This is a genomic window from Acidisoma cellulosilyticum, from assembly GCF_020621385.1.
GTDB classification, from domain to species: domain Bacteria; phylum Pseudomonadota; class Alphaproteobacteria; order Acetobacterales; family Acetobacteraceae; genus Acidisoma; species Acidisoma cellulosilyticum.
In genome coordinates, this window is record NZ_JAESVA010000016.1 from 73,177 (window position 1) to 99,737 (window position 26,561).

At 61.1% G+C, this 26,561-nt stretch carries 27 protein-coding genes and 2 pseudogenes; 7 read left to right on the forward strand and 22 right to left on the reverse strand.

The genetic code is table 11. The features are described from left to right. Nucleotides 1-2: 2 nt before the first annotated feature. Genes ACELLULO517_RS26355 through ACELLULO517_RS26375 form a run of 5 tightly spaced genes read right to left on the reverse strand, consistent with a single transcriptional unit; the run spans nt 3 to nt 6,993 of the window. Nucleotides 3-938: a branched-chain amino acid ABC transporter permease gene (locus ACELLULO517_RS26355; RefSeq protein WP_227310514.1), complete on the reverse strand. Its 936-nt coding sequence runs from the start codon at nt 936-938 to the stop codon at nt 3-5. 3 nt (nt 939-941) lie between these two features. After that, the gene (locus ACELLULO517_RS26360; protein WP_227310516.1) at nt 942-1,814 is read right to left on the reverse strand and encodes a branched-chain amino acid ABC transporter permease; all 873 of its coding nucleotides are present in this window, start codon (nt 1,812-1,814) and stop codon (nt 942-944) included. A gap of 24 nt (nt 1,815-1,838) precedes the next feature. Further along, nucleotides 1,839-2,984, reverse strand: a complete 1,146-nt coding sequence (locus ACELLULO517_RS26365; RefSeq protein WP_227310517.1) for an ABC transporter substrate-binding protein — start codon at nt 2,982-2,984, stop codon at nt 1,839-1,841. A 59-nt stretch (nt 2,985-3,043) separates the two neighbouring features. After that, the gene (locus ACELLULO517_RS26370; RefSeq protein ID WP_227310519.1) at nt 3,044-5,158 is read right to left on the reverse strand and encodes a hydantoinase/oxoprolinase family protein; all 2,115 of its coding nucleotides are present in this window, start codon (nt 5,156-5,158) and stop codon (nt 3,044-3,046) included. Continuing rightward, a complete protein-coding gene (locus ACELLULO517_RS26375; protein ID WP_227310521.1) occupies nt 5,155-6,993 on the reverse strand; it encodes a hydantoinase B/oxoprolinase family protein in 1,839 nt (612 codons plus the stop codon). Before ACELLULO517_RS26375 ends, ACELLULO517_RS26370 begins: the two co-directional genes overlap by 4 nt. Before the next feature lie 43 nt (nt 6,994-7,036). Here ACELLULO517_RS26375 and ACELLULO517_RS26380 point away from each other — a divergent pair, with 43 nt between their 5' ends. Next, nucleotides 7,037-7,981: a LysR family transcriptional regulator gene (locus ACELLULO517_RS26380; protein ID WP_227310522.1), complete on the forward strand. Its 945-nt coding sequence runs from the start codon at nt 7,037-7,039 to the stop codon at nt 7,979-7,981. A gap of 348 nt (nt 7,982-8,329) precedes the next feature. On the opposite strand, the gene ACELLULO517_RS26385 is transcribed toward ACELLULO517_RS26380, so the two are convergent. Further along, nucleotides 8,330-8,470: a hypothetical protein gene (locus ACELLULO517_RS26385; protein ID WP_227310524.1), complete on the reverse strand. Its 141-nt coding sequence runs from the start codon at nt 8,468-8,470 to the stop codon at nt 8,330-8,332. A gap of 151 nt (nt 8,471-8,621) precedes the next feature. Between ACELLULO517_RS26385 and ACELLULO517_RS29105 the strand changes: the two genes are divergently transcribed. Further along, a complete protein-coding gene (locus ACELLULO517_RS29105; protein WP_227310525.1) occupies nt 8,622-9,032 on the forward strand; it encodes a transposase family protein in 411 nt (136 codons plus the stop codon). A 597-nt stretch (nt 9,033-9,629) separates the two neighbouring features. Here ACELLULO517_RS29105 and ACELLULO517_RS26395 read toward each other — a convergent pair. The 3 genes from ACELLULO517_RS26395 to ACELLULO517_RS29115 all read right to left on the reverse strand — a co-directional run bounded on the left by ACELLULO517_RS26395 (nt 9,630) and on the right by ACELLULO517_RS29115 (nt 10,965). Continuing rightward, complete coding sequence (locus tag ACELLULO517_RS26395; RefSeq protein ID WP_227310527.1) at nt 9,630-10,166, reverse strand: GNAT family N-acetyltransferase; 537 nt, start codon at nt 10,164-10,166, stop codon at nt 9,630-9,632. A 163-nt stretch (nt 10,167-10,329) separates the two neighbouring features. Then, nucleotides 10,330-10,626: a transposase gene (locus ACELLULO517_RS29110; RefSeq protein ID WP_227310552.1), complete on the reverse strand. Its 297-nt coding sequence runs from the start codon at nt 10,624-10,626 to the stop codon at nt 10,330-10,332. 21 nt (nt 10,627-10,647) lie between these two features. Further along, the gene (locus tag ACELLULO517_RS29115; RefSeq protein ID WP_406566300.1) at nt 10,648-10,965 is read right to left on the reverse strand and encodes a hypothetical protein; all 318 of its coding nucleotides are present in this window, start codon (nt 10,963-10,965) and stop codon (nt 10,648-10,650) included. Nucleotides 10,966-10,975: 10 nt separating this feature from the next. Here ACELLULO517_RS29115 and ACELLULO517_RS26410 point away from each other — a divergent pair. The 3 genes and pseudogenes from ACELLULO517_RS26410 to ACELLULO517_RS26420 all read left to right on the forward strand — a co-directional run. After that, a pseudogene (locus ACELLULO517_RS26410) lies at nt 10,976-11,308 on the forward strand (IS110 family transposase); the annotation flags it as partial. A 61-nt stretch (nt 11,309-11,369) separates the two neighbouring features. Further along, nucleotides 11,370-12,056: an IS6 family transposase gene (locus tag ACELLULO517_RS26415; RefSeq protein ID WP_227310554.1), complete on the forward strand. Its 687-nt coding sequence runs from the start codon at nt 11,370-11,372 to the stop codon at nt 12,054-12,056. A gap of 271 nt (nt 12,057-12,327) precedes the next feature. Beyond that, complete coding sequence (locus tag ACELLULO517_RS26420; protein ID WP_227310528.1) at nt 12,328-12,936, forward strand: GntR family transcriptional regulator; 609 nt, start codon at nt 12,328-12,330, stop codon at nt 12,934-12,936. Here the strand turns inward: ACELLULO517_RS26420 and ACELLULO517_RS26425 are convergent. The 12 genes from ACELLULO517_RS26425 to ACELLULO517_RS26480 form a co-directional block, all read right to left on the reverse strand. Beyond that, nucleotides 12,933-14,366, reverse strand: a complete 1,434-nt coding sequence (locus ACELLULO517_RS26425; RefSeq protein WP_227310529.1) for an amidase — start codon at nt 14,364-14,366, stop codon at nt 12,933-12,935. The genes ACELLULO517_RS26420 and ACELLULO517_RS26425 overlap by 4 nt on opposite strands. A 2-nt stretch (nt 14,367-14,368) precedes the next feature. After that, nucleotides 14,369-15,361, reverse strand: coding sequence for an ABC transporter ATP-binding protein (locus ACELLULO517_RS26430; RefSeq protein WP_227310531.1), 993 nt, complete (start codon nt 15,359-15,361; stop codon nt 14,369-14,371). Further along, complete coding sequence (locus tag ACELLULO517_RS26435; protein WP_227310532.1) at nt 15,352-16,353, reverse strand: ABC transporter ATP-binding protein; 1,002 nt, start codon at nt 16,351-16,353, stop codon at nt 15,352-15,354. The genes ACELLULO517_RS26430 and ACELLULO517_RS26435 overlap by 10 nt, the downstream gene beginning before the upstream one ends. Further along, a complete protein-coding gene (locus tag ACELLULO517_RS26440) occupies nt 16,350-17,234 on the reverse strand; it encodes an ABC transporter permease (protein ID WP_227310535.1) in 885 nt (294 codons plus the stop codon). The genes ACELLULO517_RS26435 and ACELLULO517_RS26440 overlap by 4 nt, the downstream gene beginning before the upstream one ends. Continuing rightward, nucleotides 17,227-18,180, reverse strand: coding sequence for an ABC transporter permease (locus tag ACELLULO517_RS26445; protein WP_227310536.1), 954 nt, complete (start codon nt 18,178-18,180; stop codon nt 17,227-17,229). Before ACELLULO517_RS26445 ends, ACELLULO517_RS26440 begins: the two co-directional genes overlap by 8 nt. Nucleotides 18,181-18,204: 24 nt before the next feature. Further along, the gene (locus tag ACELLULO517_RS26450) at nt 18,205-19,764 is read right to left on the reverse strand and encodes an ABC transporter substrate-binding protein (RefSeq protein ID WP_227310537.1); all 1,560 of its coding nucleotides are present in this window, start codon (nt 19,762-19,764) and stop codon (nt 18,205-18,207) included. A 122-nt stretch (nt 19,765-19,886) separates the two neighbouring features. Then, entirely contained in the window at nt 19,887-21,107 is a 1,221-nt protein-coding gene (locus ACELLULO517_RS26455) for an aminotransferase class III-fold pyridoxal phosphate-dependent enzyme (protein ID WP_227310539.1), read from the reverse strand. Nucleotides 21,108-21,205: 98 nt separating this feature from the next. Further along, nucleotides 21,206-23,455: a penicillin acylase family protein gene (locus ACELLULO517_RS26460; protein WP_227310541.1), complete on the reverse strand. Its 2,250-nt coding sequence runs from the start codon at nt 23,453-23,455 to the stop codon at nt 21,206-21,208. Between the two features lie 94 nt (nt 23,456-23,549). Beyond that, nucleotides 23,550-23,990: a winged helix-turn-helix transcriptional regulator gene (locus ACELLULO517_RS26465; RefSeq protein WP_227310542.1), complete on the reverse strand. Its 441-nt coding sequence runs from the start codon at nt 23,988-23,990 to the stop codon at nt 23,550-23,552. 146 nt (nt 23,991-24,136) lie between these two features. Then, nucleotides 24,137-24,547 (reverse strand): hypothetical protein, encoded by a 411-nt coding sequence (locus ACELLULO517_RS26470; protein WP_227310543.1) that lies wholly within the window; start codon nt 24,545-24,547, stop codon nt 24,137-24,139. 17 nt (nt 24,548-24,564) lie between these two features. Then, the gene (locus ACELLULO517_RS26475) at nt 24,565-24,762 is read right to left on the reverse strand and encodes a hypothetical protein (RefSeq protein ID WP_227310544.1); all 198 of its coding nucleotides are present in this window, start codon (nt 24,760-24,762) and stop codon (nt 24,565-24,567) included. A gap of 17 nt (nt 24,763-24,779) precedes the next feature. After that, nucleotides 24,780-25,073, reverse strand: a complete 294-nt coding sequence (locus ACELLULO517_RS26480) for a hypothetical protein (RefSeq protein ID WP_227310545.1) — start codon at nt 25,071-25,073, stop codon at nt 24,780-24,782. 122 nt (nt 25,074-25,195) lie between these two features. Between ACELLULO517_RS26480 and ACELLULO517_RS26485 the strand changes: the two genes are divergently transcribed. Next, on the forward strand, nt 25,196-25,399 hold the full coding sequence (locus tag ACELLULO517_RS26485; RefSeq protein ID WP_227310546.1) for a cold-shock protein: 204 nt from the start codon (nt 25,196-25,198) through the stop codon (nt 25,397-25,399). 276 nt (nt 25,400-25,675) lie between these two features. Further along, complete coding sequence (locus tag ACELLULO517_RS26490; RefSeq protein WP_227310547.1) at nt 25,676-25,915, forward strand: hypothetical protein; 240 nt, start codon at nt 25,676-25,678, stop codon at nt 25,913-25,915. A gap of 256 nt (nt 25,916-26,171) precedes the next feature. On the opposite strand, the pseudogene ACELLULO517_RS26495 reads toward ACELLULO517_RS26490, so the two are convergent. After that, a pseudogene (locus tag ACELLULO517_RS26495) lies at nt 26,172-26,561 on the reverse strand (hypothetical protein); the annotation flags it as partial.

Sequence of the window (26,561 nt, forward strand, 5' to 3'; positions counted from 1 at the left end):
CTTCATGCAGGCGGTCTCGGGCGGGCGATGCGAAGGACTGAAGGCACGATGCCCTCCGGCAAGACGATGAGTGCGAGCAGAATGACCGCGCCATACATCACAGGCTGATAGAGCGGGTGATTCCGCAACGGCTCGTTCAGAAAAGTTAGCAGCACGCTACCGAGAATCGCGCCCCGCAGATCGCCTATGCCGCCGACGATCGCCATGGCTATCGCCGCGATGGAGACGTCGATCGTGAAGGAATCGGGTCCGATATAGCCGATGAAGTGCCCGTAAAATGCGCCGGCACCGCCGCATAGCGCTGCCGAGAGGGCAAAGGCATCACTCTTATAGCGGGATACATTGATCCCGCAGGCCTGCGCGCCCTGTTCCGTCACCTTCAGCATATGCATGGCCCGGCCATAGCGCGAATGGACGAGATTATCGGCCGCCAGGAGAACGGCAAACCAGAACGCCGTCAAAATCAGAATGAAGCTATAGAGCGGCTCGATTCCGGGAATCGGCAGAACCGGCTTCGTCATGCCGAAAAGTCCGTTGAAGCCGCCCGTGAGAGACTCCCAATGCAACGCCACTTCATACACGACCTGCGTAAAGGCCAGGGTGATCAGACCCAGAAAATGCCCTTTCACCCTCAGGATCGGCACGCCCAGCGCATAGCCGACCGCACCCGAGACGACCAGTGACGCGATGAAGCCGAAGACGAAGGGCAGATCGAGGTCAAGCGTCACAAGTACCGCAGCATAGGCGCCAATACCGAAGAAACCGGCTTGCGCCAGCGTGACCTGCCCGGCATGGCCGGTACAGATCGTCGTCGCCATCGCCAGCACGCCATAGATGAGCATGAAGGCCAGAATGGTCAGCGCGTAGTCATTTCCTTGCAACAGAAATCCGGCGACGACGGGCAGCGCGAGATAGATGCCGAGCTCCAGCTTCCCCATCGATCAGGTCCGTTTCCCCAGCAGGCCCGCCGGTCGAATAACGATCACCAGCATCAACACACCGAAGACGAACATGTTCTGATAGTCCGAGGAGATCAGACCGGCGACGAAGGTTTCGAGGATGCCGATGAAGACGCCTCCAAGCACCGCGGTCTGCGGCCGATCGATGCCGCCGAGGATGGCGCCGGCAAATCCCTTCAGAGAGAGGCTCAACCCGATCAGGGGATTGGCGCTGATAACCGGCGCAATGACAGCAGCGGCGGCACCGCTGATCAGCGCACTCAGCCCGAAGGCGTAGAAGCTGATCAGCCCGGCATTAAGTCCGATGACCCGTGCACCCTCCCGGTCACCCGCCGCGCCGCGCAAGGCAAGGCCGAACAAGGTACGCGTGAAAACGAAGTGCAGAACCGCCAGGATCACCATAGTGCCACCGACGATCCAGAGCGCCTGCGGCAGGATGGCAGCGCCCGCAAGGTGGATCGGCGCGTCACCGGAGAAGGACGGCACAGACTGCGGCTGAGAGCCCCAAAGCAGCTGGATCAGGCCGCGGATCAGGATGCCGAGCGCCAGCGTGATCAGCAGCTGGACGGAGGGTTCCCGCGATCGCGCAGGCGCGATCAGCAACCGCTCCAGCAAGCCCACGGTCAGGCCCGTGGCGAGGACGGTCAGCGGGATCGCGAGCAGCAGCGGCATGTGGAACGCCACGATGCAGGTCCAGATCGCAATCAAGCCCAGCACGACGAAATCGCCCTGGGCAAAGTTGATGATGCCGGTGCCGGCATGGACGACATAGAAGCAGAGGGCGAGCAGTCCGTAGACACAGCCCATCATGATGCCGCTCGCGAGCAGTTGCGGCATCATGGCAAGATCAGTCATGGCAAGCCTGCTTCACCCGCGCCGTCATGGCGTCCACGGAATACGCTTGCCGTTCTGGAAGGTGCAGAGCGGGATCTGCTCCAGATGCGGGCCATTGTGCCATTCCGACGTGAATCTATAATTCGTGCCGATGCCGTCGAAGCTCAGGTGATCGAGCTTGTCATTGAGGTTGGCGCGCGTCAGCGGCTTGTTCTCATCGGCCAGGGACTGCAGGCTCACGCCGATCATGCGCATCATGTCATAGCCGTTGATGGCACCGTTGGAGAGCGGCTTGTTGTATCGCGCCAGATAATCGCGCTTCAACGCCGGCAGGTTCTGGTTGGCAGGATCGTCGAGACAAGCATAGTCCCAGAATACGACGCCGTTCAGCCGGTTCCCGGCGAGGGCCTGCGATTGCGCGTCGGCAAGTCCGTTCGGACCGACGATCATCATTTTATCCATCCCGAGCTGTTCGACTGCACGGATCATGGCGTTGGTCGCGATGCCCTGGGTGAGCGAAAGCAGTGCGGTGGCTCCTGAGCTTTTAATCCTCGTGAGCTGCGCCGTGAAGTCGGTGTCACCGTATCTGTAATCCTCGCTGTCAACCGCGGTCATCCCGTAACTCGGCGCGCGGCGCTTCGCATCTCGTGCACCATCATTGCCACCGGCGTCAGCCAGGGCAAGAGTTGCAAGCCGTTGACCTTTGCCAAGGTGTTTGACGATGGCGGCGAGGAGCGCCTGATTGCCGGTTTCGAGCGACGGCCCGACCCGGTAATACCAGCTGTAATTGCTTGCCGTCAGCGCAGTGCCGTAGGCGATGGACAGTTCCGGGATCTGGTTCTCGTCGATGATCTGGCGGACCGCCATTGCGGCACCGGACGTGCTCGGCCCGATAATGGCCAGCAGATCTGGATCGCGCACAAGTTCCTGGAACGCGATCACCGTCGGTTCGATGGACGTGCGGTCATCGCGCGACACCGCGACCAACTGGCGCCCGTCGATGCCGCCGCGGGCATTGATCTGCTCCATGGCCAGGATCGCCCCCTGCGCGGACGGGATGCCGAAAGAATCGGCCAGCGCGCCGGTCTGTGCCTGCACGATGCCGATTTTGATAGGTTCCTTCTGGGCCATCGCCGACAGAGGAAGGAAGGCGAGAGCGGTGACCATACACCGCAGGAAGATTTTGCGCATATTAGCTCCTTCACGAATTCTCGGATCGTTCGCCGGAGGATCTGGGTTAGTCTGTGTCCTCAGGACGATGCCGCCGTCTGACTTGTGGCCGGCGTAAGTTCCGGATTCACGAGATCGATGAGTATGCTATGATGTTCGGTAACGTAGGCTTTCGCGGCACTCGGGACGAGTGAGACCGTCAGTTTATCCTGTATCAGACAAGGCCCTTCGACCGTATGGCCGAACGGCATCGTTTCGAGATCATAGACCGCGAGGTCGATTTCGCCGCCCTCCTCCTTCAGGAAGACGCGCCGCCACTTCGGCTGTGGAACGGACTGGACTTTGGCGATCTTGTCGCTCTCAACTCGTGGCTCACCACGACCGATTGCGACCAGGTTGAATTCGGTGATCTCGACAGCATCCTCAGGCGACCGCACCGAATAATGCGTTTCATGCAGCCTATGGAACGCCTCTATGAACACCGCAAGGTCCGTCTCGTCGCGAATCTCCGGCCGTGCAAGCGGCACGGAAAGCTGCCAGACCTGTCCGGCGTATCGGGCCTCTGCCGTAAACTGCAGCTCACGGTGTTGATCCGGCACCCCCATGCGGTCAAGGTACGCGCGCCCCTCCCTCTCCAACTCAGCGAGCACCTTTCCGACCCGTTCGTACGCGAAACCGAGGCTGCTTGTGAACAAGCTCTGGCCGAAGTTGAATTTAACATCGCCGCGGTCGATTCCGAAGGCACTGAGCACCCCAGCGGCGCGGGGCACGATGACCCGGCAAATGCCGAGTTCCCGCGCGATGGCCGCTGCATGCAAGCCGCCCGCTGACCCTCCGGAGACAAGCAGGAAATCGCGAGGATCAACACCGCGACGCACCGTTATTTCCTCGATCGCGCCGACCATGTTCTGCTCGATCGTCAGGCAAATAAGGCTGGCGGCTTCGGCAACCGTCATGCCAAGGGGCATCCCGATGTCGTCGGCAATCACCTTTTCGGCTGCGGCCCGCGAAAGCTGCATCTGGCCATCCGCGAAACCGTCGGGATCGATCAGGCCGCGCACGAGATTGGCATCGGTGACCGTGGCCCGCTGGCCGCCGCGGCCGTAGCATGCGGGGCCCGGGAAAGCACCTGCGCTCTCTGGCCCAACGTGGATAAATCCACCGGTATCGACGCGGGCGATGGAGCCTCCGCCAGCGCCAATGGTCAATACTTCCACAGAAGGGACGCCGAAAAGCTCACCGCCGATCATGCCCTCGCGATGCATGGGCGTCTGCCAAGCCGTCGTGACGCTCACGTCGAAGCTGGTTCCACCCATATCGACGGTGATGATGTTGCCATGGTCAATGCGCTCCATGCGCGCTATCTCGCTGCCGGCATGTGGAATGGCCGATGGCCCGGACATGCACAGGTAGACGGGCTTGGCCATCACCTCCTCGATCGAGGTGCGGCCGCCGTTCGAGGTGACGAGGGTCAGCACTCCGGAGAAGCCGCTCGTCTCGAGCCTCGCCCGAAGTTCGTTGACGTTGCGGTAGACGATCGGTTTCAGCGAGGCGTCGATCGCCGTGGCCGAGGTGCGCCGGTATTCCCGGATCGTCGGGTGGACCTGATGGCCGAGGGAGACAGGTATCTCAGGCCAGGTCTCCGCAATGATTTCTCCAATGCGGATCTCGTGCGCCGGGTTGGAGATCGACCACAGCAGCGAGACCGCGACCGCCTCCACCCCCCAATGCTTCATCTGCGCAATGGCGGCGTGCACCTGGGCTTCGTCAAGGGGTGTCTCCATCCCGCCCTCCGCGTTCATACGCTCGGTGATCCCGAACGTCAGTCGCCGAGGCAGAAAGGGCTCAGGAAAGTCGACCCATAGATTATACGTGTCCGCCTTGCCCCCCTCCCTGATGAGGAGAGTATCGCGAAATCCCTCGGTGCAGAGCAGCGCTGTCTTCGCCGTTTTGCGTTCAAGAATGGCGTTGGTGGCAACAGTCGTGCCGCAGGCGAAGCTACGACATTCTCCAAGGAGGCCGCTGAGGCGGACACCCCGCCGCTCGGCGATCATCGTCAGGCCGTTGAAGATGCCGTCAGAGATGCGGCCGTTCGTCGTGGATGATTTATAGGTCTCAATTCCGCCTTCAGCATCACGGACGACGAAGTCCGTGAATGTTCCGCCGATGTCCAATGATATGGCAACGGCGCTCACTGGCGGATGTCCTCACCGAGGCTTGCGCGCCGGACTTCGGTCGCGGGCACGTCGACCAGGACTCTCTCTCCGTCGTACGAGGTCACAACGCCGTACAATTCACTGGCATGGGACTTGGAAATCCAGCCCTCCTCCAGCCGCTGCGCCACCCGTCCAGGATCGCGTTTGAGAGGATCGCCGAAGCCGCCTCCGCCACAGGCCTGCGATACCAGGCTTTCGCCTTTCTGCAGCACGGTATCGAGGAACGCGGGCATTTCCGTCTTTCTGCCGTCAGTGTCGATCTTCCAGGTGCGGTTGAAGCCCCCTGCCCGGCCCATGGCGATGCCGGCAGGGGGATGATCGCGACCGCCGGAGTTCGCTGTGAACCGGACCTCATCCTGCCGCGCGCGATAGACACAAAGGGCGCCCGGCGCACCATCCCATTGGCCGGGTCCGGCGGAGTCTTCGCCGACTTCCAACCGCTCGACGATGATCGGCTGCTGTTGCTCGACGATTTCCACACTTGCCTGGTTGAGCACACCCGCAGCCCCGCTGCCGCCGTTGGTCAGCCACCCGTCATGACCATGGACTCCGCCGCCGCCCCAGTAGCCCATGATGATTTGGTTGGCGAAGGCGCGCCCGCCATGGCGCATGTCACGTCCAGAGACAACGGCGCATGAGGCTGGATTGCCGACAGTAGCGAAACCGGCGCCAAGACCCGGCGCGACACCGGCAAAGAGCGACTGCACCAGCGGCGACAGCACCTGGCACAAATTCGTCGTCGCGGCGGACGTGGCTGCCGGAAACCGTGGCTTTCCGACCGCAGCCCCTTCACGCAGCAGCAGGCGGATCCGCCTGTAAGCGCCGGTGCAGCGCGGAATGTCAGGACCGAGCATGCTGAGCACCCCATTGCGGCAGCTCGCCGTCGTAGTACTCTCACTCATGTTGATGCCGAGCGGAAGATTGTCGACATTATTGCGCAAGTCGATCTCGATCATCGCGGCGTCAGGATCGATCGTCAGAATGGCGCGAACCGGAATGCCTGGCGCACCGGGGATGACGGCATCGTGGAAAGCCTCTTTCTCAACTCTGAAAGCTGGCAGGCGCCGGATGGCCTCGACCGTCATACGCTCCGCATAGTCCTGATATTGATCGAGGAAGGCTAGTACAGTCTCCCGGCCATACCGGACGCACAGCTCTTCGATACCGCGTTCCCCGGTGCGAACGGCGGCAAGGCAGGCAAGATAATCACCGTAGAATTGCGATGGCGCTCGGATGTTTGCCTTGCAGATGTCGATGACCTCCGTCACATCGCGACGCTCGCGCTGGATCCGGACGCAGGGGATCAACAATCCTTCCTCATAAACGTCCCGCGCGAGCGGGCCGTAGGTCGTGGGCGTGGGGAAGCCCATGTCGGCCAGATGGGCGCGAGCAATTGTGTGAAACACAAGTTTGCCCTCGAAGAACACAGGCGCACACAGCGTAAAGTCGCCGCAGTGGGTATTGCCGTGGTAGGCGCTGTTGTTGGCGAAGCAGTCCCCCGGCCGAATGTCGTCGCCATATTTTTCGACGACCGCACGTGGGATGAGGTCGATCGCGCTCGCGTGTACCGGCAGACCGACCGCGGCACTGACCGTCTGCAGCTTTGCGTCCGTGATGCTGCAGGTGAAGTCTTTGGCCGTGTTCAGAACCCCGGAACGGCCCGATTTGAAGAGCGCGTTGACCATGTCCCCGATGATGGCTTCAAAGCGGCGACGCAAGACCACCATGGTGAACATATCGATGGTGGGCTGAGTTGCTTGAGCCATAAGATTCCTGAGCCGCTTTTCCTCCCACAATCTTGGCCAGATGCGCACTAAGGTCTACCAGGAATTAGGTATCCTGTGATAAGTTTTGTTTATGTCGACCACTTTGCGCCAGATCGAGGTCTTCCGCCTGATTATGCTCACGCGGAATCTTACCGAAGCAGCACGGCTGCTCGGCGTTTCGCAGCCGGCCGTCAGCCAGTCGCTTAAGGAGCTCGAGGCGCAGCTGGGCCTGACGCTGTTTGTACGCTTTGGAAGCCGCATAAGCCCGACAGGGGAGGCCCGGCTGCTGCTGCCGGAGGCTGAGCGGCTTCTCGGGCAAATGGGCGTGCTGCAGGGCCGCGCCACGGAGTTGCGGGATGCCGGAGCAGGGTCGTTGCAGATCGCCTCGATGCCGAACGTCGCCGCCTGCATCCTGCCTGCCGCTGTTACCAGTTTTCTCAAAGAGCGGCCGCGCGTAAACGTAAAGCTCAACGCTTACGTCATCAGGGAAGTGGTAAGGCAGGTCCGGCAGGAAGGAGCGGACCTAGGCTTCGTCTATGCCCCCGTGGACGACCCGGCCGTTGCTATCGAACCAGTAATCCGGGCGCCGATGGTGTGCGTGCTGCGACCGGACCACCGCCTCGCAGCCAGAACCGAGATCGAACTAACGGATCTCGCCGATGAGCAGGTAATCCTGCTCGATCCGCTGAATACGCCCGGTCTATATTTGCATCGGCGCATCGAGGAAACCGGTGTGCGGATCAGGCGCGTAGTCGAAACGAATCTGTCCTTTGCAGCACTGAGCATGGTACGCAGCGGCACTGGCATCTTTGTCACGGACCCCGTCGTTCTCCTCTCTGGCCTTGGACAGGGCCTGGTCATTCGGGAAGTGAGGCCGACGATCCCCGTAGACCTTGTCGCGATCTATGCACGGCAGCGGCCGGTTCCGCGTCTTTCAGTCCGATTTATGGCTCATTTGAAGCCCGCCGCCCTGCGGATATGCGAGATGCTTCGGGAGATGGGTTGCGAAGCATCGGTCGGACAGGGGGATGCCTGATGCGACAACGGGCTTCCCGCTGAAATGCAGCTGGCTGAAGTGCCGCGGCATCGATCGGGGGCGGCAAGGCCATGAGGAGCACCCTTGGTCTGGCACGCGGCAGAGGCGTGCCTCAATGAAGGCGATGGCGTCGCTGACGTGCCAGATCGGCGGCCGCCGCGGGCGATACGGTTCGACGCACTCGGGCAGCTTGAGGACCACGAGGCAGGCCCGCAGCAGCTCCGTAATATCGCTGCCCCTTGGCATACGGCCTCGCAACATCGGGTGGTTACCGGTCTGTCCACTCCAGGGTGGAAACGCGATAAAGCGGTCGGGCGGGCGACAGGCAGCGCGGAGGAGCGACAGTCGCTACCACCCGAAGGAATAATCCTCCCAATCGAGACATAGGCTCTCGCCCGAAGCCATGTGGCGCTCGACGACATCAGCAACGCTGCGCACGCTCGGCTCCAGCGCCATTTCAGCCTCAACGGTGCCTACGAGCGTGCCCATTTCGGTTGACACCCACCCAGGATGAATCGACAGCACGGTGGGTCTGCTAGCGAACTTTGGGTTCTTCCGCATAAAGCGTGCAGATATGGGTTGTACTCCGAGTCAAGATCTGAGAGCGTAGGGATTCACAACTCATTGGATCCTGTACGCTGTGCTTTGTCGTCATCCTCTCGAAATTCCCTCGTGCTTGTTACTATGCCAGGTTGCTTCGAAGTCCGATGGCGTATGGATCGACGTTGAACCGCGGGCGCGGTCTGCGCGCTGTCCGGCTTGCGGCGATCATTCGCGGCAAATTCACAGTCGCTATCATCGAAAGCTTTCCGATCGGCCTTGGCAAGGGCAACGGACCATCCTGGTCGTCTTAGCACCACGTCTCCGATGTTCCCAATCGGCTTGCGGGCGCCGGACATTTATTGAACCTCTCGATGAGGTCGTACCTCGTCGTGGTAGGTACACAAACCGTCTCGCCGACCTGTCAGGGCGACCGCGGTCCGTGCGCCGACGCGGGACGCGTTGGTTGTATATTCGGCGAGAAAGTTGTCGATCACAGATTGAGAAATAACCTTCCTTGATCCAATCCCAAAACGACTTTGCTGAACCGTCCCAATCGGCTGAGGTAAACCTTCGCGGATGCCTGTTGATAGCCTTTATCGAACAACTACGCCGCGACGCGGTCCAGATCGTTGCCCAGGCCGCCCCCTCTCGGGCGGCGCAGAACCCTGCTTGAGATCGGCGAGACGACGCCGCTTGCAAGATTTGCCACAAGTCTTAGGCGCGACGTCAATGCCATCAAGAATGCGCCGGCGACACCCTGGACCACCAGCCCGGTCGAAGGGCAGATCAACAAGCTAAAAATGATCAAGCGCACAATGCATGGCCGCGCAGGATTCCAACTCCTTCGCGCTCGGATTCTGCATTCAATAGCCAGTCGATCTGCACGCTTTATGCGGAAGAACTCAAAATTGGGAGCGCCAACTCCCCCTTGGCCTGGCTGATCAAAACTGCAATCCTGAATCACAAGCAATGAATTGGTCGCAGGTCCCAGCCACGCCTGCACCCGCGTGGCGGTGTATGGTCACACACACGACAGAGCCTTCCCGAAGGCATATTGACGTCTTGAGATCTTACCGTCCGCCTCGACCGTTGATGGGAGGTGCGTTTAAGCCCTCCGTCCCAACCACTCCCCCCGCGTCTGCATCCAAAGATCCGCCTCTGCCCCAACGAAAGGTTCCGGCCGATCCACTTTCCCGCACAGAACCGAGCCTAATCGCCGAGCGAGGGCTGCCGAGCCCTCGTTGGCCTGCTCAATCGTGTGGATGACCTCCGTCCAATCGAGCGTCGCGAAAACCCAATCGATCGCGGCAATGGTGCCTTCCAGGGCAAAGCCCCGCCCTTGGGCAGCACGGGTGATGCCCCAAGTGATTTCGTTGCCGGGCCAGCCCACTGGACGCCAGGGGCCGATGCGGCCGATCCACTGGCCAGTCTCTTTCTCGATTACGGAAAACATGGAGAAGCCCTGCAGCGACCAGCAACCGGCAGCGATCGCAATGCTGCGCCAGGCTTGGGTGCGGGTCTGGGGACCGCCGAGAAAGCGTGTCGAGTGCTCGTCGGCCAGGAAGGCGGCCCAAGCGTCGAAGTCGTCCGCGATGGGCGGGCGCATCAGCAGGCGTTTGGTTTCCAGTATGGGTATAGTCATAGTTTACTTGAAAGCTCTGAACCCGAACGCCTATGGCACGCGAGTGGCCTGTCCGCGAGACATTCTGCGGACAGACAACCCGGCACTCGCAAGATTACAGCGGCGGCGACCCGATATCGTGCCGCCCCAACATCTTGAAGGCTAAGAGAGCTTTTCAAAACCATCATGTGAGTGCGCGCATACAGATCAAAGAGCCTGCGATCAGAGTGAAGGCGAGATGAATGTTGGCTCTGCGTTCGTAACGGACAGTAAGGCGCCCGAACCGAGGGAGCCAGGCAAAGGTTCGCTCGACAACCCAACGATGTTTTCCAAGATGGCTGCTGCTTTCAATCGCTTTTCTGGCAATCCGATGTTTGAAGCCGCGGTATGTGCATGCCCTACGACAACGCGTGTAATCATATCCCTTGTCAGCATGCAGTTTCCCCGGCCGGCGCCTTGGGCGTCCCCGCTTTCCATGCAGGGATGGAAGGGCATCAAGAAGTCACTTAAGCATGCGGCTATCATGAATAATGGCTCTAGTCAAAAGGACTGTATTCGGAACGCCCTGTCGATCGGTGATGATGTGGCGTTTCGTATCCGGGCGTCCGCGATCCCTAGGGCTCGGTCCTGTGGCTTCGCTCCCCTTTTGCTGCAGTCGAAGCGTATCCATGCAGGCCCGGCCCCAATCCAGCCAGTCAGCTTGATAGAGGCGCGTCAGCAACTCACGATGTAAACCGTCCCACACACCGGCTATCTGCCAATCCCGAAGACACATCCAACAGGGCGCGCCAGAACCGCAACCCAACTCCCGAGGCAGCATTTCCCATGGAATGCCGGTCAGCAACACAAACAAGATCCCCGTCAGCGCCGCTCGGTCGAAAATGCAAGATCAAGGGCACGAGGTCCGGCTTAAGCCACCTGAATATGTGTGTTCCTACGTTAAGGCACAGAAGAACGACGACCGGGATGCCGAGGCAATTGCCGAAGCCGCCACCAGGCCGGCGATGCGGTTCGTCGAGCTAAAGAGCGAGACGCGGCTCAACATGGAGAGCTTTCATCGTGCACGCGATCGGCTGGTTAGTGAGCGGACAGCTCTGATCAATCAACTACGCACTCTTCTTCTCGAGCGCGGCGTGATCGTTCTGCAGGGACGACGCAAGCTGGAGGGTTCTGGTGCAAAATTCTGTCGGTGTGGTAATCCCGGTGGATAATGGTTGGATACGGATGGTGGTCTTGGATAGTTGTTTTCGGATCATCATTTTGTGTATACGGTGGTATCTGCGTTTCAAGCTCAGTTTCCGCGATTTGGTAGAGATGATGGCGGAGCGCGGCCTATCGATGGCGCACACCACCATCATGCGATGGGTGCGCCGCTATACACCCGAATGCGAACGACGCTGGCAGCGCTTCGCCATTCCGGCCGGGCAATCATGGAAAGTTGACGCAACCTATATCAAGGTCCGGGGAGAATGGGTGTATCTTTATCGGGCGGTTGATAGGTCTGGCCAAACCTTGGATTTCCGTCTGAGCCGCCGGCGCGATGTGGCCGCTGCCAAAGCGTTCTTCAGCAAAGCGATCAAACGCCAAGGATCTGCGCCGCGGACGACCACGTTGGACGGATATGCGGCTTCCCACCGGGCCGTGCATGAGATGAAGGAGGACGGCTTATTGGCGGCCGGCACAAAGCTGCGGTCGTCAAAATATTTGAACAATTTGATCGAGCAGAATCATCGTGGGATGAAGGCCAGAACAGGGCCTACGCTCGGCTTCGAACGTTTCAAGACAGCCTCGATTACACTTGCCGGAATTGAATTGATGCGCCGCGTATACGAAGGGCAATTCAACCTCCGGAAATTGAGCATCGAAGGCACAACCACGCCCGCTATCTGGAATGCAGTGCTAGAAGCATGAGGATATGAGACCATATTTTTGTGCAATCCACCAAACACTCAGTTTGCACCAGAATCCCCCGTGCTAGCCAAAAGCGCAACAAAGCCGGTCCGTGCGCCCTGCCACATGGCAACCATCTCCCTTACAACCCGATAGGCTGTGCTTAACGTATATCATATACTTCGTCACTTGAAATTTAAGCCGCACGGTGGCTTGGTCGATGCGGAGAAACAAGGAGCGTGACGTGATAGCCGCGGTAGACCAGGGTAGCCTTTCCTTCAGGGTTTATCTTATGCTCAGGGACGCTCTGACGGAGGGCTCGTTCAGGCCTGGTGAACGGATCATCATCCACGAGCTTGCCACGAAGCTGGGAACCAGCGTCACACCTGTGCGTGAGGCCTGTCTTCGCCTCGTCAGCGAACGTGGCCTCGAACTTCGCTCGGGCCGTTTTGTGACCGTGCCAGACTTGACGCTTGAGCGCTACATGGAAATTCGGACCATTCGACTGGCGCTGGAGGGCCTGGCGGTGGAACTCGCCGCCGGCCTTGCCGAAGAGGCGGACATCGAAAGTCTGACCGAAATTCAGCGAAAATTCGAGGCGGCCCGGGAGAAAAAGGATTTTGCCTCCGAGAACAAGCTCAACCGCGATTTCCATCTCGGCGTCTACCGCCTATCCCGGATGAGTATTCTGGTCAATCACATTGAAAGTCTCTGGGTTTCCATGGGACCGATCCTGAAAGTCTATCACGAGGAAATAAATGCCGATGCGTCAATTCCCGATCGGCACACAGCCCTTATCGCGTCTCTCAAAGTGCGCGATGCCGTGCGCGCCCGCGCCGCGCTTGAACAGGATCTGACCGAAGGCGGCACCGGCATTCTGCGCTATCTCAACGCGCTTTAGACGAGCGGAGGCATGCAATCTGCCCAAGGCCGTGCTTGTTCCAGCAAGGCTCCGACGCGAAGCACATCAGCGTCGCCGTGCCGCGGCCCCACGATCTGAACACCCGTCGGAAGGCCGTCATTGGCGAAGCCAGAGGGCACGCTCAAGGCAGGATGCCCGGTGAGATTGAAGGGATAGACGAAGCCGGTCCATTGCGGTTGCACGGGACCCATGGACTGGCCATCGATCATCACGCTGTCGAAAGCGCCGTCAAAGGTCGCTGGCAGGGCCGTGCGGGTCAGCGTCGGAGAGATCAGAAGATCGTAGGTCAGGAACAGATCCTGCACCGCCCGGAACAGCCGTGTCCGTGCTCCGATCGCCCGGATATAGGCGGCGACATCGTATTTCTTGCCGGCCTCGACATAGGCTCGCAGCACGCTGTCTGTTTTGTCGCCGAACCGCTCGACGATGGGCCCGAGATTATGGGCGATCGAGCACAGATAGAGCACGCGCTGGTCGTCGCTCATCCAGTCGATGGCGGCGGTTACCTCCTCGACCTCGGCACCGAGGTCGCGCAGGGCACCGATCGACGCGAGCGTATTGGCCTCCACATCGGCCGCCACCGCCTTGTTCGCGGCCTTGGCGATATAGCCGATGCGCAGACCTGACAGCGTCTCCGCCAGCAGCCTTGGAGAGACAGGGCCCAGCGCTGAGGCATTCGCCGTCCACGGGTCTTGCGCATCGGCCCCCCCCATGCAGGCGTGCATGACAGCCGCATCGGCGATGGTGCGTGTCAGCGGGCCGGCGGCTACGACATTGCCGAAAGCATCCCGCGAATCCTGGAAAGGAATGGCGCCGGTCGTGCCCTTGAAACCCACCAGACCGCAGCAGGCGGCCGGAATGCGGGTCGAACCGGCTCCGTCGCTGCCGAGACCGATCGGCCCGAGGCCGGAAGCAACCGCGGCTGCCGCGCCGCCGCTCGATCCTCCAGGCGTGCGACCGAGATCCCAGGGGTTCAGCGTCCTGCCATAGATCGGCGCGTCGGTTTGCCCCTTAATGCCGAATTCGGGTGTGGTCGACTTGCCAATCACGATCGCGCCCGCTGCGCGCAGACGGGTGACCAGCACATCGTCATGGTCCGGCACATGATCAATATGGGCGATGCTGCCGAAGGTGGTCCGGATGCCCTGTGTCCGGAATAAATCCTTGATGCTGACCGGAATGCCGTGCAGCGGACCCAAGGGCTCGCCCGCCATCACCGCCGCCTCCGCCAGTTTGGCCGCCTCGCGAGCATGCTCTGCGGTCACCGTGACGAAGCAATTTAGCGTCGGCTGCAGCGCCTCCACCCGTGACAGCACGGCGTCGATGTATTCGACCGGCGATATCTTTTTGCTGCGAATCAGTGCAGCGGCGGTGGTTGCCGGCACAAAGGCGAGCTCGTCGCTATGCATGGCTATGGCTCCGTCGTTTCGGCTGCGGTGAAAAGATGGCAGGCGACCTGCCGCCCGGGCGCGATCTCCAGCAGGCGCGGACTCTCGTCGCGACAGCGTGGCATGACATGCGGGCAGCGCGTGTGAAACCGGCAGCCTGATGGTGGCGCCAGCAGGCTTGGCACTTCGCCCGGGATCGTGCGCGGCCTGATCCGTGTGGGATCGGGGCGGGGCATCGCATCGAGCAACGCCCGGGTGTAAGGGTGAAGCGGGTCGGCATAGAGATCGGCGTTCCGCGCAATCTCGACGATCGAGCCTGCATACATCACCGCGACCCGTCGGGCGATGGCGCGCACCACCGTCATGTCATGCGCAATGAACAGATAGCTCAGACCGAAGCGGTCCTGCAGATCCATGAGCAAATTGACGATCTGCGCCTGCATCGACACATCCAGCGCCGAAACCGGTTCGTCGCAAACCACGAAGTCGGGCGAGAGCGACAGCGCGCGGGCAATGACGATACGTTGCCGCTGACCACCCGAGAATTCGTGCGGAAAGCGGTCTGCGCTGTCCCGCGGCAGGCCGACCAGTTCCAGCAATTGCCGCACCCGGTCATCGCGATCCCGGCGGGAATGTTTGCCGGCGATATCGATCGGCTCGGCAATCGAATGACCGACGCGAATGCGCGGGTTCAATGCTGCATGCGGGTCCTGGAACACGAATTGCACGCGCGAGCGCACAGCGGCGAAATTCGCCGCACGGTCGGCCCCGGTGACACTGCGCCCAAACAGCCGCACGCTGCCGCCTGTTGGTTTCAGCAGGCCCACGAGAATGCGCCCCACGGTGGATTTACCGGAACCGGATTCGCCGACCAGGCCCAACGTCTCGGCAGAACCAATGTCGAATGTCAGGTCGTGCAGAACTTGGACCATGGTCGGGCGTCTACCCGCGCCTCCCGATCCGAAGCTCATGGTAAGATCGCGGACCTCGACGGAGGTTTCGCTGGTCACAGGCATGCTGGCGCCAGGGCTTGCGAGCGCGGGGTGCAGCGGACGTCGTGATTCTCGCTAATTGATACGAGTGCGGGGACGGCCGCACGGCAGACCGCTTCGACATGCGCGCAACGGGGGCCGAAGCGGCAACCAGGAATGCTTTCGTCCGGGTCGGGCACCCGACCGGGAATGGAACCAAGCCGCTGCCCGGGAATGTCGCGTCCGCGAAGGGACGTCATCAGTCCTTCGGTATAGGGATGCCGCGGCGCGCTAAACAATGTCCCAACCGGGGCCTGTTCCACGATGCGCCCTGCATACATGACGACGACGCGATGAGCGAACTCCGCGATCACGCCGAGATCGTGAGAGATCATCATCACCGCCATGCCAAGCTCGGCACGCAAATCCCGCAACAGTTCCAGGATCTGCGCCTGGATGGTGACATCGAGCGCCGTTGTCGGTTCGTCGGCTATCAGCAGACGGGGCCGGCAAGCGATCGCAATCGCGATCATGACGCGCTGACGCATGCCGCCCGACAAACGATGCGGATACTCGTCAGCGCGGCGCGGCGCATCGGCGATGCGGACCAGGTCGAGCAGCTCGATCGCCCGGCTGCGCCCCTCGGCACGTGACAGCCCCTGATGCAGCCGCAGGGATTCCGAGATCTGATCCGCAATCGTGAGCACGGGATTGAGCGACGACATCGGGTCCTGGAATACCATCGCAATGTCGCCGCCGCGCACGCGGCGCAAGTCCCGCTCAGGGGCCCGCAGCAGGTCACGGCCGTCCAGCATGATGCTGCCGCGTGCCGCGCGGGCCGTGCCGCGCGCATGCAGTCGCAGGATCGACAGCGCCGTCACGCTTTTGCCGCTGCCGGATTCGCCCACCACGCCCAGGCACTCGCCGGCATTGATATCGAGCGATATATCCTCGATAGCGCTGACCCAGCCGCGATCGGTGCGAAACTGCACGGTCAGGTCGCGGATTGAGACGAGCGCGTCAGCTGGCATCGTCATCCCTTCAGCTTCGGGTCGAGCACGTCCCGCAGACCATCGCCGAGCAGGTTGAGGCCGATCGTGGCGAGGCTGATGCCGATGCCCGGGAACAGCACGATCCACCATGCCTGCAACGCGTAGTCGCGGCCCTCGGCGATGATATTGCCCCAGCTCGGCGTCGGCGGCTGCACGCCGACACCAAGGAAGCTCAAGGCCGCCTCGGCCAAAATCGCATAAGCAAAGACGAAGCTCAGATGCACCAGCAATGGGCCGATGCTGTTCGGCAGAATATGGCGCAGCATGATCCGCGGTGCTCGCGCACCCGCGATTAGCGCCGCCTGGACATAGTCGAGTTCTCGCACCACCAGTGCCGATGCGCGGACAATCCGCACGCCGGGCGGCACATAGGCCACCGACAGCGCGATGATGACGCTGTTCATGCTGGGTCCCAAGGCCGCGGTGATGCCGAGCGCCAGGAGGATGGCCGGGAACGACATGAGCGCGTCCATCAGACGCATGATCGCGCCTTCCAGGCTGCGGAACTGCGCTGCCAGCACGCCCAGGGTGGTTCCGAAAACGCCCGCGATCGCCGCGACGGCGAAGCCGACCCAGAGAGAGACGCGCGCGCCGTAAAGCACCCGCGTAAAGATGTCGCGGCCAAACATATCCGTGCCAAACAGGAACTTCGCCTGGGGCGGGCTGAAGCGATGGCTTATATGCATCGCGGACGGTTTGGTGTTCGTCAGCATCGGTCCCAGCACGGCGGCAATTGCCAGGACACCGACCAGAAAAAAGCCGATCTGGAACGAACGATGTGCGACCAGCCGCCGCAGAATCATCGAACGCTGCCGCGGTGCCAGCGTCGTCGCTGCGAATTCCGGAACCGTCGAGGCCTCAATCATAGCGCACCCGCGGATCGGCAAAACTATAGGCAAGATCGACGATCAGATTGATCAGGACGAACGTGAGACCGTAGATCAGCATGACGCCCTGCACCAGGGGATAGTCGCGTGCCAGGATGCCCTCCACCACCAGGCGGCCGACACCCGGCAGCGCGAAGACCTGCTCGATCACCACGGAGCCGCCGATCGCCGCAGAGAGCAAGATTCCGGTCGCCGTGATGACCATGACGAGGGCATTGCGAAATGCATGCTTGCTGACGATCCGCCACTCACTGATGCCCTTCGAGCGGGCGGTACGGATGAAGTCCTGACCGAACACGTCGAGCATGGCGGAGCGCGTCATGCGGGACAGGAACCCAATCTCGAACAGGGACAGAATGATTGACGGCAGCAGCAAGGCACGAAGCCACTGCGCGGGGTTCTGCGCGAAGGGCACGTATCCGCTGGAGGGGAACCAGCCGAGAACCACGCTGAACAATGCGACGGCAAGGCCGGCAACCCAGAATGACGGCACGGAGACGCCGACAAGCGCTACCGTCATCACCGACGAATCGATCCAGCTTCCCCGGTAGTAGGCGGCCAATGAACCGAGGCCGATGCCGATGGGCAGCGTGATGGCAAGAGAAAGTCCGGCAAGCGACAGCGTGACAGGCAGTCGCTGCAGCATCGCGCTCGCGACAGTCTGGTTGAGCACCAGCGAATTGCCGAAATTGCCATGGACGATGTGCAGGAACCAGATGCCGAGCTGCACGATAAACGGCCGGTCGAGCCCCAGACTGTGCCGCACCGCCTCAATTGCGGCGGGCGTTGCCTGGTCTCCCGCGATGATCACGGCGGGGTCACCCGGAAGCAGGTTCAGAACCAGGAACGCCAGGATCGACACGATCAGGACGACCGGCACCGCCTGGAGCAGCTTGATCAGGATCAGGCGAATCGCCGGGGTCACCGGCGACGTGCCGCGGCATGCGGGTCAGGCAAGGGACAACCCCCAAAGCTGAAGAATGCCTGGATAATCGGTCTGGCCGTGCAGGGTTTTCGCGTAGCCGAAGAGACGCCCCGAGTCGGCGATCTTGACCATGTAGCCGCCACCCAAAACCTGCTGCTGAATGGTGAGCCAGGCCGCCCGGCGCGCGTCCAGCCCGGGGCTGGCGAAGAACGCGGCATAGGCATCGTCGAGCGCCGTGTTGCCCTTGATATTGGGAAAACCATAAAGCAGCGGCCGCCACTCCTGAGGACCCAGAATATGGTCCGGTCCGAACAAGGTCGTGGACAGGTTCCACTGGCCGGTATGTTCCTGCATGTCGGCGGCATTCGTGGTCCAATCCACCACGCGCACATCCACGTTCATGCCCGCCGCCTGCAATTGCGCCTGGACCACCAGCATGGTGGTCTTCATCCAATCATAGTTGTCGTTGGTCTCGATGATGATCTTTTCGTTGTTATAGCCGGCCTGCTTCAAAAGAGCAGCGGCCTTGGCGGGGTTGTTCTGATTGTACCAGGGCGTCGGTGTCGTCGTTCCCAGATAGTATGGCGTATTGGGAAACGACATCCACGGATTGGGCTTGTTGAGACCGCCGGTCGCGTCCGTGATATCGGAAATGTTGATCGCCGCCGCAACAGCCTGACGGATCAGCACATTGGAAGTCAGGCCATATTGGGAATTGAGAATGATATATGAGCCACCGACCGGAAAGACCTCGTGGATGGCGAGTTTGCTCTGGCTCTCGACCTGATGGCGCAGCTCGCTGGGGATATTGCTCGCCAGTTGGGCCTCGCCCGTCTGCAATGCCGCAATCCGGGTCGACGCTTCAGGTATGAAATTGAACCGGACGGCGTCCAGATAGGCGATCTTGCGTCCCGCATAACCATCGCGGCCGGGCGAACTCATGTCCACCGCGTAGCCGTCGAACCGCTTGATGGTCAGATGACCGTCCTTCACCCATTCGCCCAGTGCGAAAGGTCCGGTGCCGACAATATCGATACCGCGCGCCGGCTTCGCCGATTCCGAGGCCGGCAGGATCATGAGCGGAAAGATCGGCGATTTCAGGATGTCGAGAAACACATAGTTTGGTGCTTTGAGGTGGACCACGAAGGTATAGGGATCGGGCGTCTCGTAGTGATCGACGACGCTGAAGTTTTCAGCATTCGGACTGACACGCTGATAACGCTCGAAAGAGGCCTTGACATCTGCGGACGTCATTTCCGCACCGGTATGGAATTTCACACCCCGGCGCAGCACGAAAGTATAGGTCTTTGAATCGGCGGATGCCGTGGCGGTCGACGCCAGCATGGTCTTGGTCGCGTTCGCGTGATCCAGCGCGACGAGCCCCTCGAACACGTTGTGTATCACTTCAAGTTCGACGAGGCTGGAAGACACATGCGGGTCTAGCGTGCCCGGGCCGGAGACGGTCGCATATATCAGCGTACCACCCTTGCTTGGCGTCTGCGCATAGGCAGGCGGAAGCAAGCCCGATGCGCCTAGCGCTACACCACCCAATAAAATACTGCGACGCGTGGGTTGAACCATCATGCAACTTCCTTCGCCGCTGTCAGAGCAACATCCTATCAGGAAGATTCCTGCGATGGGAAGATTTGTCTTCCCATCGCAAAACCGGAGCAGAATAAGGCGATTTATCCGAAGTTAATCCACGTCTAGGAACGGTCAAGAACCCCGAATGCCTCACGCGTCACCGCAAGCGCTTCGTCGATATCGGCCGCGGTATGGGCCGCGGACAGGAACATATTGTGACGCGGATGCAGGTAAACGCCGCGCTTGAGCGCCTCCTGGCAAAACAGAAAGCCTTTAGCGCAATCCGGATCGTCCTCGAACATGAGCGTGGGCATTTGCGGCGGCCCACTCTGTCGAATGCCGATGCCGGCGGCGGCGGCTTGTGCTGCCAATCCCTCGCGCAGACGCGTTCCCATTGCATGCATCTGCGCCGGCCCGTCAATCCGCTCCAGCTCATCAAGCGTGGCAAGCGCCGCCGCCATCGGCACGGAGCCGCACCAGAAAGAACCGGTCACGAATAATTGCGAGGCAGCGTCTCGGAACTCGTCGTTTCCGGTCACGGCGGCCAGAGCGTGGCCATTCGCTATGGCCTTGCTCCAGGCGGAGAGATCAGGCTGCACGTCGACCAGATCCCAGCTTCCGGCCAGGGTCAGGCGGAACCCCGCGCGCACGTCGTCCAGAATCAGGGCTGCTCCACTCGCATCAGCCAAGGCGCGGGCGCACTTGGCGAAAGCGGGATCCGGCAATTCTTGATCGAAGCCGTAATCGTGCCGGAAGGCAGAAACCACGATGCCGGCAAGATCATCGCCGGCACGCGCCACTGCCTTTTCGAGACTGGCAATGTCATTGTAGATGTAGGTCGAAAGATGCGCGCGATCTTCGGCCGTTACACCCAAGACAGAAGGTGAGCACCACGGCACGGCACCGTGATAGGCACCTTTGGCGACCACGATCTTGCGCCGACCGGTTTTGACCCGCGCCAATGTGACGCACGTCGTCGTCGCGTCCGTGCCATTCTTGGCGAAGAGCGCCCAGTCGGCATGGGCGACCAATCGCACCAGACGTTCGGCGAGTTCGACCATCCGTTCAGTGGGACCATTGAGCAGGTCACCCTTGGCCATCTGGCGCTGAACGGCCTCTTCGACGGCGGGATGCCGATGGCCCAGCACGATCGGCCCCCACGCACACATGAAATCGAGATAGCGGCGGCCGTCGGCATCCCAAATGTGACAGCCCTCGCCCCGCTCAAAAAACTGCGGATAGCCGGCCGGCAGCGTGGCGGTTCGCATATGGCCATACATACCACCGGGAACAACCCGCAGCGCACGGGCGCGAAGCGCCTGATCGCCTGTGTCGATATGCATGTCCATGACGGCCTACCAACCAAATTCAGCCGAGTTATATCATATAATTTGAGACTGTCAAAGCCATCTGTTGCAGTAACAAACCGGCCGTTGCGCGATCAAATTTGCAATTCGCGCCGCTCTACCGCCTCGACCGAGATCTGCTCCCAGTCATACATCATCGGGACCATCTCGCCAGCCGCCCAATGGGCGTTCTGATTGAGATACCAAGGGCTGGCGGGCTCGCCGGAAGCACCGTGAAAGACGATCCAGCAGCAATTGTCCCAAGCGCCCACGTCGAACACATAGCGGCAAAGCGAACCGTAGACGGCGCGCGTGCCGACCGTCGCCGTGCAGCCGGTTGCGAATACCGTATCGTTGTCACCACCGACTTCCGCCGATAGACGATCGAGCGCAGCCGCATGGTCGGGAAAGGCTGCAGAAAGACTATGCGTCAGCTGAGGCTGATGAAGCCTGCCCCAAGGCTCTGCCACCCTTTCGGATGCCTGGCTCAAAGCGATTCGCAACAGGTCGTCCCAGGAAGCGCCAGCCAATATTGACGTATCATCGGCCCGCAGCAGGCCGGGCACGAGCCACCATAGCTGGTTCTCCGGGATGATATTGGGCGATACCCGCGTGTATGGGCTCTTCGTCACCTCGCTGAGTCCGGAACGCTCAGAGACCAACCGTGTCAGGGCAAGCCGAACGGCGATATAGGCGCTCGCCGCCTCGGATTCGGTGCTCATACGGCCGTCCCACGCCAGAATCAGGCGATGCACGTCAGTCGCCTTGGCGTCGATGCCGCCAAGACCGCGCAGTCGATCCCGCAACTCCTGGCCCGGGATCGTCTCCAGGTCGCGATGAATCGCCGCCATATCGGCGATATTCGCCTTCCCGAGCGCGGCGAGCCGGCTCCAAATCCGGCGCGCGCGGTGTGGCGGCATCGCGTCTGTTGATAGATAATGCTCTCCGTCATCGCGTGTGACGCGGTTGTTTGCGGTCACAATGACGCCGCCGGCCGGGTTGACGGCCGCGGGCATCGCCTCCCACGGCACCATGCCGTCCCATTCGTGCGCGCCGGTCCAGCCCGGCACCGGCAACCAGCCGTTCGAGCGCGGACGTTTCGGCACCTTGGCGCGGACGCGATAACCGATTGTCCCCGCCGTATCACCGGCGACAAGATTATGGTCGATCAACCCCCAGTCGCGTGTCGCCTCGTATAGGCCAGCGACCGTGTTCGCCTGCATCATCGCGATCATGCAGTCGAAGGATCGATCTGTTTCCGCAAACTGCATGGAGCGCAGGGCGAGCGCGGAACCCTTGGCCGGGTCGCCGGCAATCACCGGACCGTGACGGGTCTCCACCACATCCACCAGGACATTCGCGCCGCCCCGGACGGCAATCGTTTCCTGCCGTTGGCGCACCGGTTCCCACTGGTCCTGATACAACGCGGTCGCGCCGCCATTCCCGAAGCGTTCAACGTAAATGTCGTGAATATCGACGAAGGCGTGCGTGACGCACCAGGCGACCGACGCGTTGTGACCGAAATGCGGGAAGCCCGGCACGCCGGGCACCGTCAGCCCGATGACGTCAAATTCGTCACAGGCGAGATGAACCTGGGCATACATATTCGGCATTTCCAGCACGCGATGCGGGTCGCCGGCCAGCAGGGGGCGCCCGGTCGCCGTATGCTCGGGCGATAACGCCCAATTGTTGCTGCCGCCGCCGCTGACATCCTGGGCGGCGACCGCCAGCAATGCCTCGATACCGGGTTTCAGCGCTGCTAGATCAGCTGTGAAAGCGCCGGTGTCGGCGCCCGGTGGCAGGCACAGCAATTCGTTGCCGCCGTCGTCAAATCGCAGCTTGCCGACATTGTCTGTACCGACAATGGGTAGGGCGGCCGCGCGCCACAGCTTCCACCAGACAGATCCCATCAGAAAACCGATTTGCCGCATCACGGCGATGGAATGCCAAGGCAACCAAGCCTGCGGCTCGGCGTTCAGAATGCCATATTCCACCGGACGGCGGCCCGTCGCGATAAAGGCATTGACGCCGCCTGCATAGGCTTCCAGCATCGTCCGCGCGTCGTCGCCAAGTGCTGCAAAATCGCGCTGGGACGCACCTGCGGTATCCAACCGGCGCGCCAGCATGTCGCCTGCCACAGCCGGCTGCCCCACCCACTCGGCATAGCGGCCGGTGCCGCGGCGCAACAGCCCCTCCATCTGCCACAGGCGATCCTCGGCATGCACATAGCCGAGGGCGGCGAAGGCTTCGTGTCGGCCCGGCGCCTTGATATGGGGAATTCCCCATGGGTCACGCCATGTCTCGGTCACGCCGCCAGGTAATCCTCGCGTGTCTCGCATGCCCATGGACAGGCTCCTTCGGATGTGAACGCAGTCAAATAATATCTTATAACTTATTCTTTAAATGCAAACCCTCTAAATGCCGCTGTCGATAAGAGGGTCAGGACCCCGCTTTCGCTTTGCCGTCAAAAAGCTGGCGTGCCTTCTCAACGTGGTCGAGATTCTCCGCGGCCCAGACCCAAACCCCACAAAACGCAGAACCGAGCCTCAGGCCCAGGCCGGTAAGGCGATATTCGACTTTCGGCGGCACCACGGGATGCACGGTACAAATAACAAGTCCGTCGCGTTCCATATTGCGCAAGGTCTGGGTCAGCATTTTCTGGCTGATACCTTTCACGAATTCGCTCAAGCGCGTGAACCGCAACTCCCCCTGCTCCGCCAAGGTTTCAAGAATCATCATGGTCCACTTGTCAGCAACCCGCCCGATCAACTCATTGACCAGCGCTCCGATCCGAGGGTCGAGATCGGCCGGAGGTATAGCGGAAGCGTAGCGCTTCGCCCGTTCAATCTCCGCCGTCGTGAAATTGGCCAATGCACGCATCCGACACTCTCTTTCAAGTAACTATAGCACTTTCAAGTGCCTTCTTTCATTTGGAGAGTGTGGACGACTATATGCCGGGAGCAAGTCCGAATTTCCGTTACAAAGTCATTATTAAACTGAATCAAAAGACCATCCTTATGATTCTGTCATGTCTCGCGCCAAGTGGAAGTTTGGCGACCAGTGGCGTCATCCTCAAAGAAGGACAGGCTTGCCCAAAGGAAGGCGATGACGTCGACCTCGTGTTCGGTGCCGCGCAGCAGGCCTATGCTTTCCGGGCGGCCGCGAGCGAAGACGGTCTCGCCCAGAATGGGCTGATCGCCAAGCCGCGCGAAGGCCGCTCGCATCGCCACCAACTCGTCGAGCCGCCGCAGATCTGTCGCCGCCTCTTGCTCCGCGGCGACGGCTGCCTCTGGGGTCTCTGGGAAGAGCAAACGCGAACGGAGCAGCACGAGGCGGGTGGCCATGACGAGCCAATCGGCCCGGCACACGATCGGGACACGATCCCGCAGTTGCTCGAACGCCGCCAGGAACTGCTCGACAGGCATCAGGATCGACATCCGACCGATATCGATCGCTACCGCTCCGCCAGATCGAGCAGCAGGTCCATCGGCCTATCGAAGCCGTCGAGATGCAGCATGGGCATGGCCGGCAGTCCAGCGGCCGGCTTGCCGGTTGTGGGCGCACGGCTAAGCGGCTGGTCACCCTCCCAGCTGAGGTCCAACGTCTCACAGGCGACCGGCACGCCGCCACTGTGTTCCCTATCAGCCGACATCAATCGATCGGCCGGGGTCACGGCACGAAACGTAGCGCCGGCCAGGCGGCGGCGATCCTGGCCACGCCCACATGCGGCGTATCACCAGGGATAAAGAAGACATAGCCGAGGACGGTATGGCCCGCCGGCGACCGCCGACCCGGTTTCGCATCAGGGCGCAGCCCAACCAGCCGCGGGAGGTCAGACAGACCCCAATCGGTCAGTTCGTAGAGTATGATCCGCCAGCACCAGTGTTTGCAGCTCAAACGGACAAGACTGACTCCGACCGACCAGGGCGGATGACGGCGATGCCGGGCTGGGTGCGTTGACATGGCTGGACCCCCAACGTTTCCGTGAAAACAGCAGCTATTGACGCGTCGCTTGTAAAGCCTGAGCGTCCGCGGCGCGCACGTGCGCGCGGCTTCGGCTTTAGTTGTCTACTAGGAAAAATGACATGGCGATCGGTACGGTTAAGTGGTTCAACGCCACCAAGGGATTTGGCTTTATCCAGCCCCAGGACGGCGGCAAAGACGTGTTCGTGCATATTTCGGCGGTCCAGCAGGCCGGAATGCGTGGGCTCGATGAAAATCAGAAAGTCAGCTACGACATTGTGCAAGACCGGGGCAAGGAATCGGCAAGCAATCTTAAGGCTATCTAGGCTCCAGTCGGTGCTGGTGCCGGATTATTCTGGCAGCCGATGCCGCAGGCGGGGCGCGTTACTATAATTGCGCCTCGCACCCAGTTCAGGCTGGTATCGACAATTTACGATAGCCATTGGCGCCGCTGCAGCAGATCCCACTTAGGAAAGAGCCTTTCCGACCTCAAGGCCGCTCAGTCTTGATCTGCGAATGCTCTCAAAGCGTGATCTCTATGATTCGGCGATAAGCCGAATATGCCCAGTGCTACGGCCTCAACCGCAATATGGAGTTAGCCGATGTCTAACCGGCGAGAGCTTTACCGCAGCCCACAGGGCGACATCTGGTACCTGGGCCGTGAACCCGCGGACGGGCGCGCATTCATCATCCACCAGCCTAACGGGCCGTCAGGCGGACACCTCTCTCATATCGAGCTCGGGGATTTTCTGCGAGCGGGGGCAGGTAGTCCGGAGCATCAGGCGCTATTCCGGCTGATCGCGTCGCTGGTCGACGTGCCACCCTTCGCGGAGCCGGTTTAAAACATTCGTGCTTTGCGTCGGCTGCTTCAGGAGCGTTTCCAGTAAAGGCAGCAGAGCGGTTTAAGCGCTTGAAAACGCTGCCGGACCCGACGCAATTTGACTCGTCCCGGCTGACTGACAGACCTGAATTACGCAGAAGGCTTCCGGTTGAGCTAAAGTGATATCGCTTTGCTTCGCCAATTCCAAGCTGGCGCTGAAGGTCGTCGCCCAAGCCGATAAGCGGTGCAGCACGGCCTCAATTGCCGTACCGTCCTCATCAGTAACCGCTGAAAAATCCGGCAAAAAGTGGTCGAGCGTTCGGGCGTCGCCTCCCTCCCCCAACATACGAAGAATCCGGTCGCGCGCCTCGGTCGCGCATTAGAGGTCGCTCCAGGATGGACGGATCCGGCTCAGCGGCGTGATCCTCAAAAAGCCCGAGGCTCGCCCAGAGGGAAGCAATAACATCGACCTCGTGTTCGGTGCCGCGCAGCAGGCCTATGCTTTCCGGGCGGCCGCGAGCGAAGACGGTCTCGCCCAGAATGGGCTGATCGCCGCGCCACGCGGAGGCCGCTCGCATCGCCACCAACTCGTCGAGCCGCCGCAGATCTGTCGCCGCCTCTTGCTCCGCGGCGACGGCTGCCTCTGGGGTCTCTGGGAAGAGCAAACG

Excerpts from the sequence above, each read along its gene's own strand:
- ACELLULO517_RS26355 (WP_227310514.1), bottom strand. The coding sequence starts at position 938 with ATGGGGAAGCTGGAGCTCGGCATCTATCTCGCGCTGCCCGTCGTCGCC.
- ACELLULO517_RS26360 (WP_227310516.1), bottom strand. The coding sequence starts at position 1,814 with ATGACTGATCTTGCCATGATGCCGCAACTGCTCGCGAGCGGCATCATG.
- ACELLULO517_RS26365 (WP_227310517.1), bottom strand. The coding sequence starts at position 2,984 with ATGCGCAAAATCTTCCTGCGGTGTATGGTCACCGCTCTCGCCTTCCTT.
- ACELLULO517_RS26380 (WP_227310522.1), top strand. The coding sequence starts at position 7,037 with ATGTCGACCACTTTGCGCCAGATCGAGGTCTTCCGCCTGATTATGCTC.
- ACELLULO517_RS26385 (WP_227310524.1), bottom strand. The coding sequence starts at position 8,470 with ATGGGCACGCTCGTAGGCACCGTTGAGGCTGAAATGGCGCTGGAGCCG.
- ACELLULO517_RS26395 (WP_227310527.1), bottom strand. The coding sequence starts at position 10,166 with ATGACTATACCCATACTGGAAACCAAACGCCTGCTGATGCGCCCGCCC.
- ACELLULO517_RS29115 (WP_406566300.1), bottom strand. The coding sequence starts at position 10,965 with ATGCTGCCTCGGGAGTTGGGTTGCGGTTCTGGCGCGCCCTGTTGGATG.
- ACELLULO517_RS26415 (WP_227310554.1), top strand. The coding sequence starts at position 11,370 with ATGGTGGTCTTGGATAGTTGTTTTCGGATCATCATTTTGTGTATACGG.
- ACELLULO517_RS26420 (WP_227310528.1), top strand. The coding sequence starts at position 12,328 with ATGCTCAGGGACGCTCTGACGGAGGGCTCGTTCAGGCCTGGTGAACGG.
- ACELLULO517_RS26425 (WP_227310529.1), bottom strand. The coding sequence starts at position 14,366 with ATGCATAGCGACGAGCTCGCCTTTGTGCCGGCAACCACCGCCGCTGCA.
- ACELLULO517_RS26430 (WP_227310531.1), bottom strand. The coding sequence starts at position 15,361 with ATGCCTGTGACCAGCGAAACCTCCGTCGAGGTCCGCGATCTTACCATG.
- ACELLULO517_RS26435 (WP_227310532.1), bottom strand. The coding sequence starts at position 16,353 with ATGACGATGCCAGCTGACGCGCTCGTCTCAATCCGCGACCTGACCGTG.
- ACELLULO517_RS26440 (WP_227310535.1), bottom strand. The coding sequence starts at position 17,234 with ATGATTGAGGCCTCGACGGTTCCGGAATTCGCAGCGACGACGCTGGCA.
- ACELLULO517_RS26450 (WP_227310537.1), bottom strand. The coding sequence starts at position 19,764 with ATGATGGTTCAACCCACGCGTCGCAGTATTTTATTGGGTGGTGTAGCG.
- ACELLULO517_RS26455 (WP_227310539.1), bottom strand. The coding sequence starts at position 21,107 with ATGCATATCGACACAGGCGATCAGGCGCTTCGCGCCCGTGCGCTGCGG.
- ACELLULO517_RS26460 (WP_227310541.1), bottom strand. The coding sequence starts at position 23,455 with ATGGGCATGCGAGACACGCGAGGATTACCTGGCGGCGTGACCGAGACA.
- ACELLULO517_RS26465 (WP_227310542.1), bottom strand. The coding sequence starts at position 23,990 with ATGCGTGCATTGGCCAATTTCACGACGGCGGAGATTGAACGGGCGAAG.
- ACELLULO517_RS26470 (WP_227310543.1), bottom strand. The coding sequence starts at position 24,547 with ATGTCGATCCTGATGCCTGTCGAGCAGTTCCTGGCGGCGTTCGAGCAA.
- ACELLULO517_RS26475 (WP_227310544.1), bottom strand. The coding sequence starts at position 24,762 with ATGTCGGCTGATAGGGAACACAGTGGCGGCGTGCCGGTCGCCTGTGAG.
- ACELLULO517_RS26480 (WP_227310545.1), bottom strand. The coding sequence starts at position 25,073 with ATGTCAACGCACCCAGCCCGGCATCGCCGTCATCCGCCCTGGTCGGTC.
- ACELLULO517_RS26485 (WP_227310546.1), top strand. The coding sequence starts at position 25,196 with ATGGCGATCGGTACGGTTAAGTGGTTCAACGCCACCAAGGGATTTGGC.
- ACELLULO517_RS26490 (WP_227310547.1), top strand. The coding sequence starts at position 25,676 with ATGTCTAACCGGCGAGAGCTTTACCGCAGCCCACAGGGCGACATCTGG.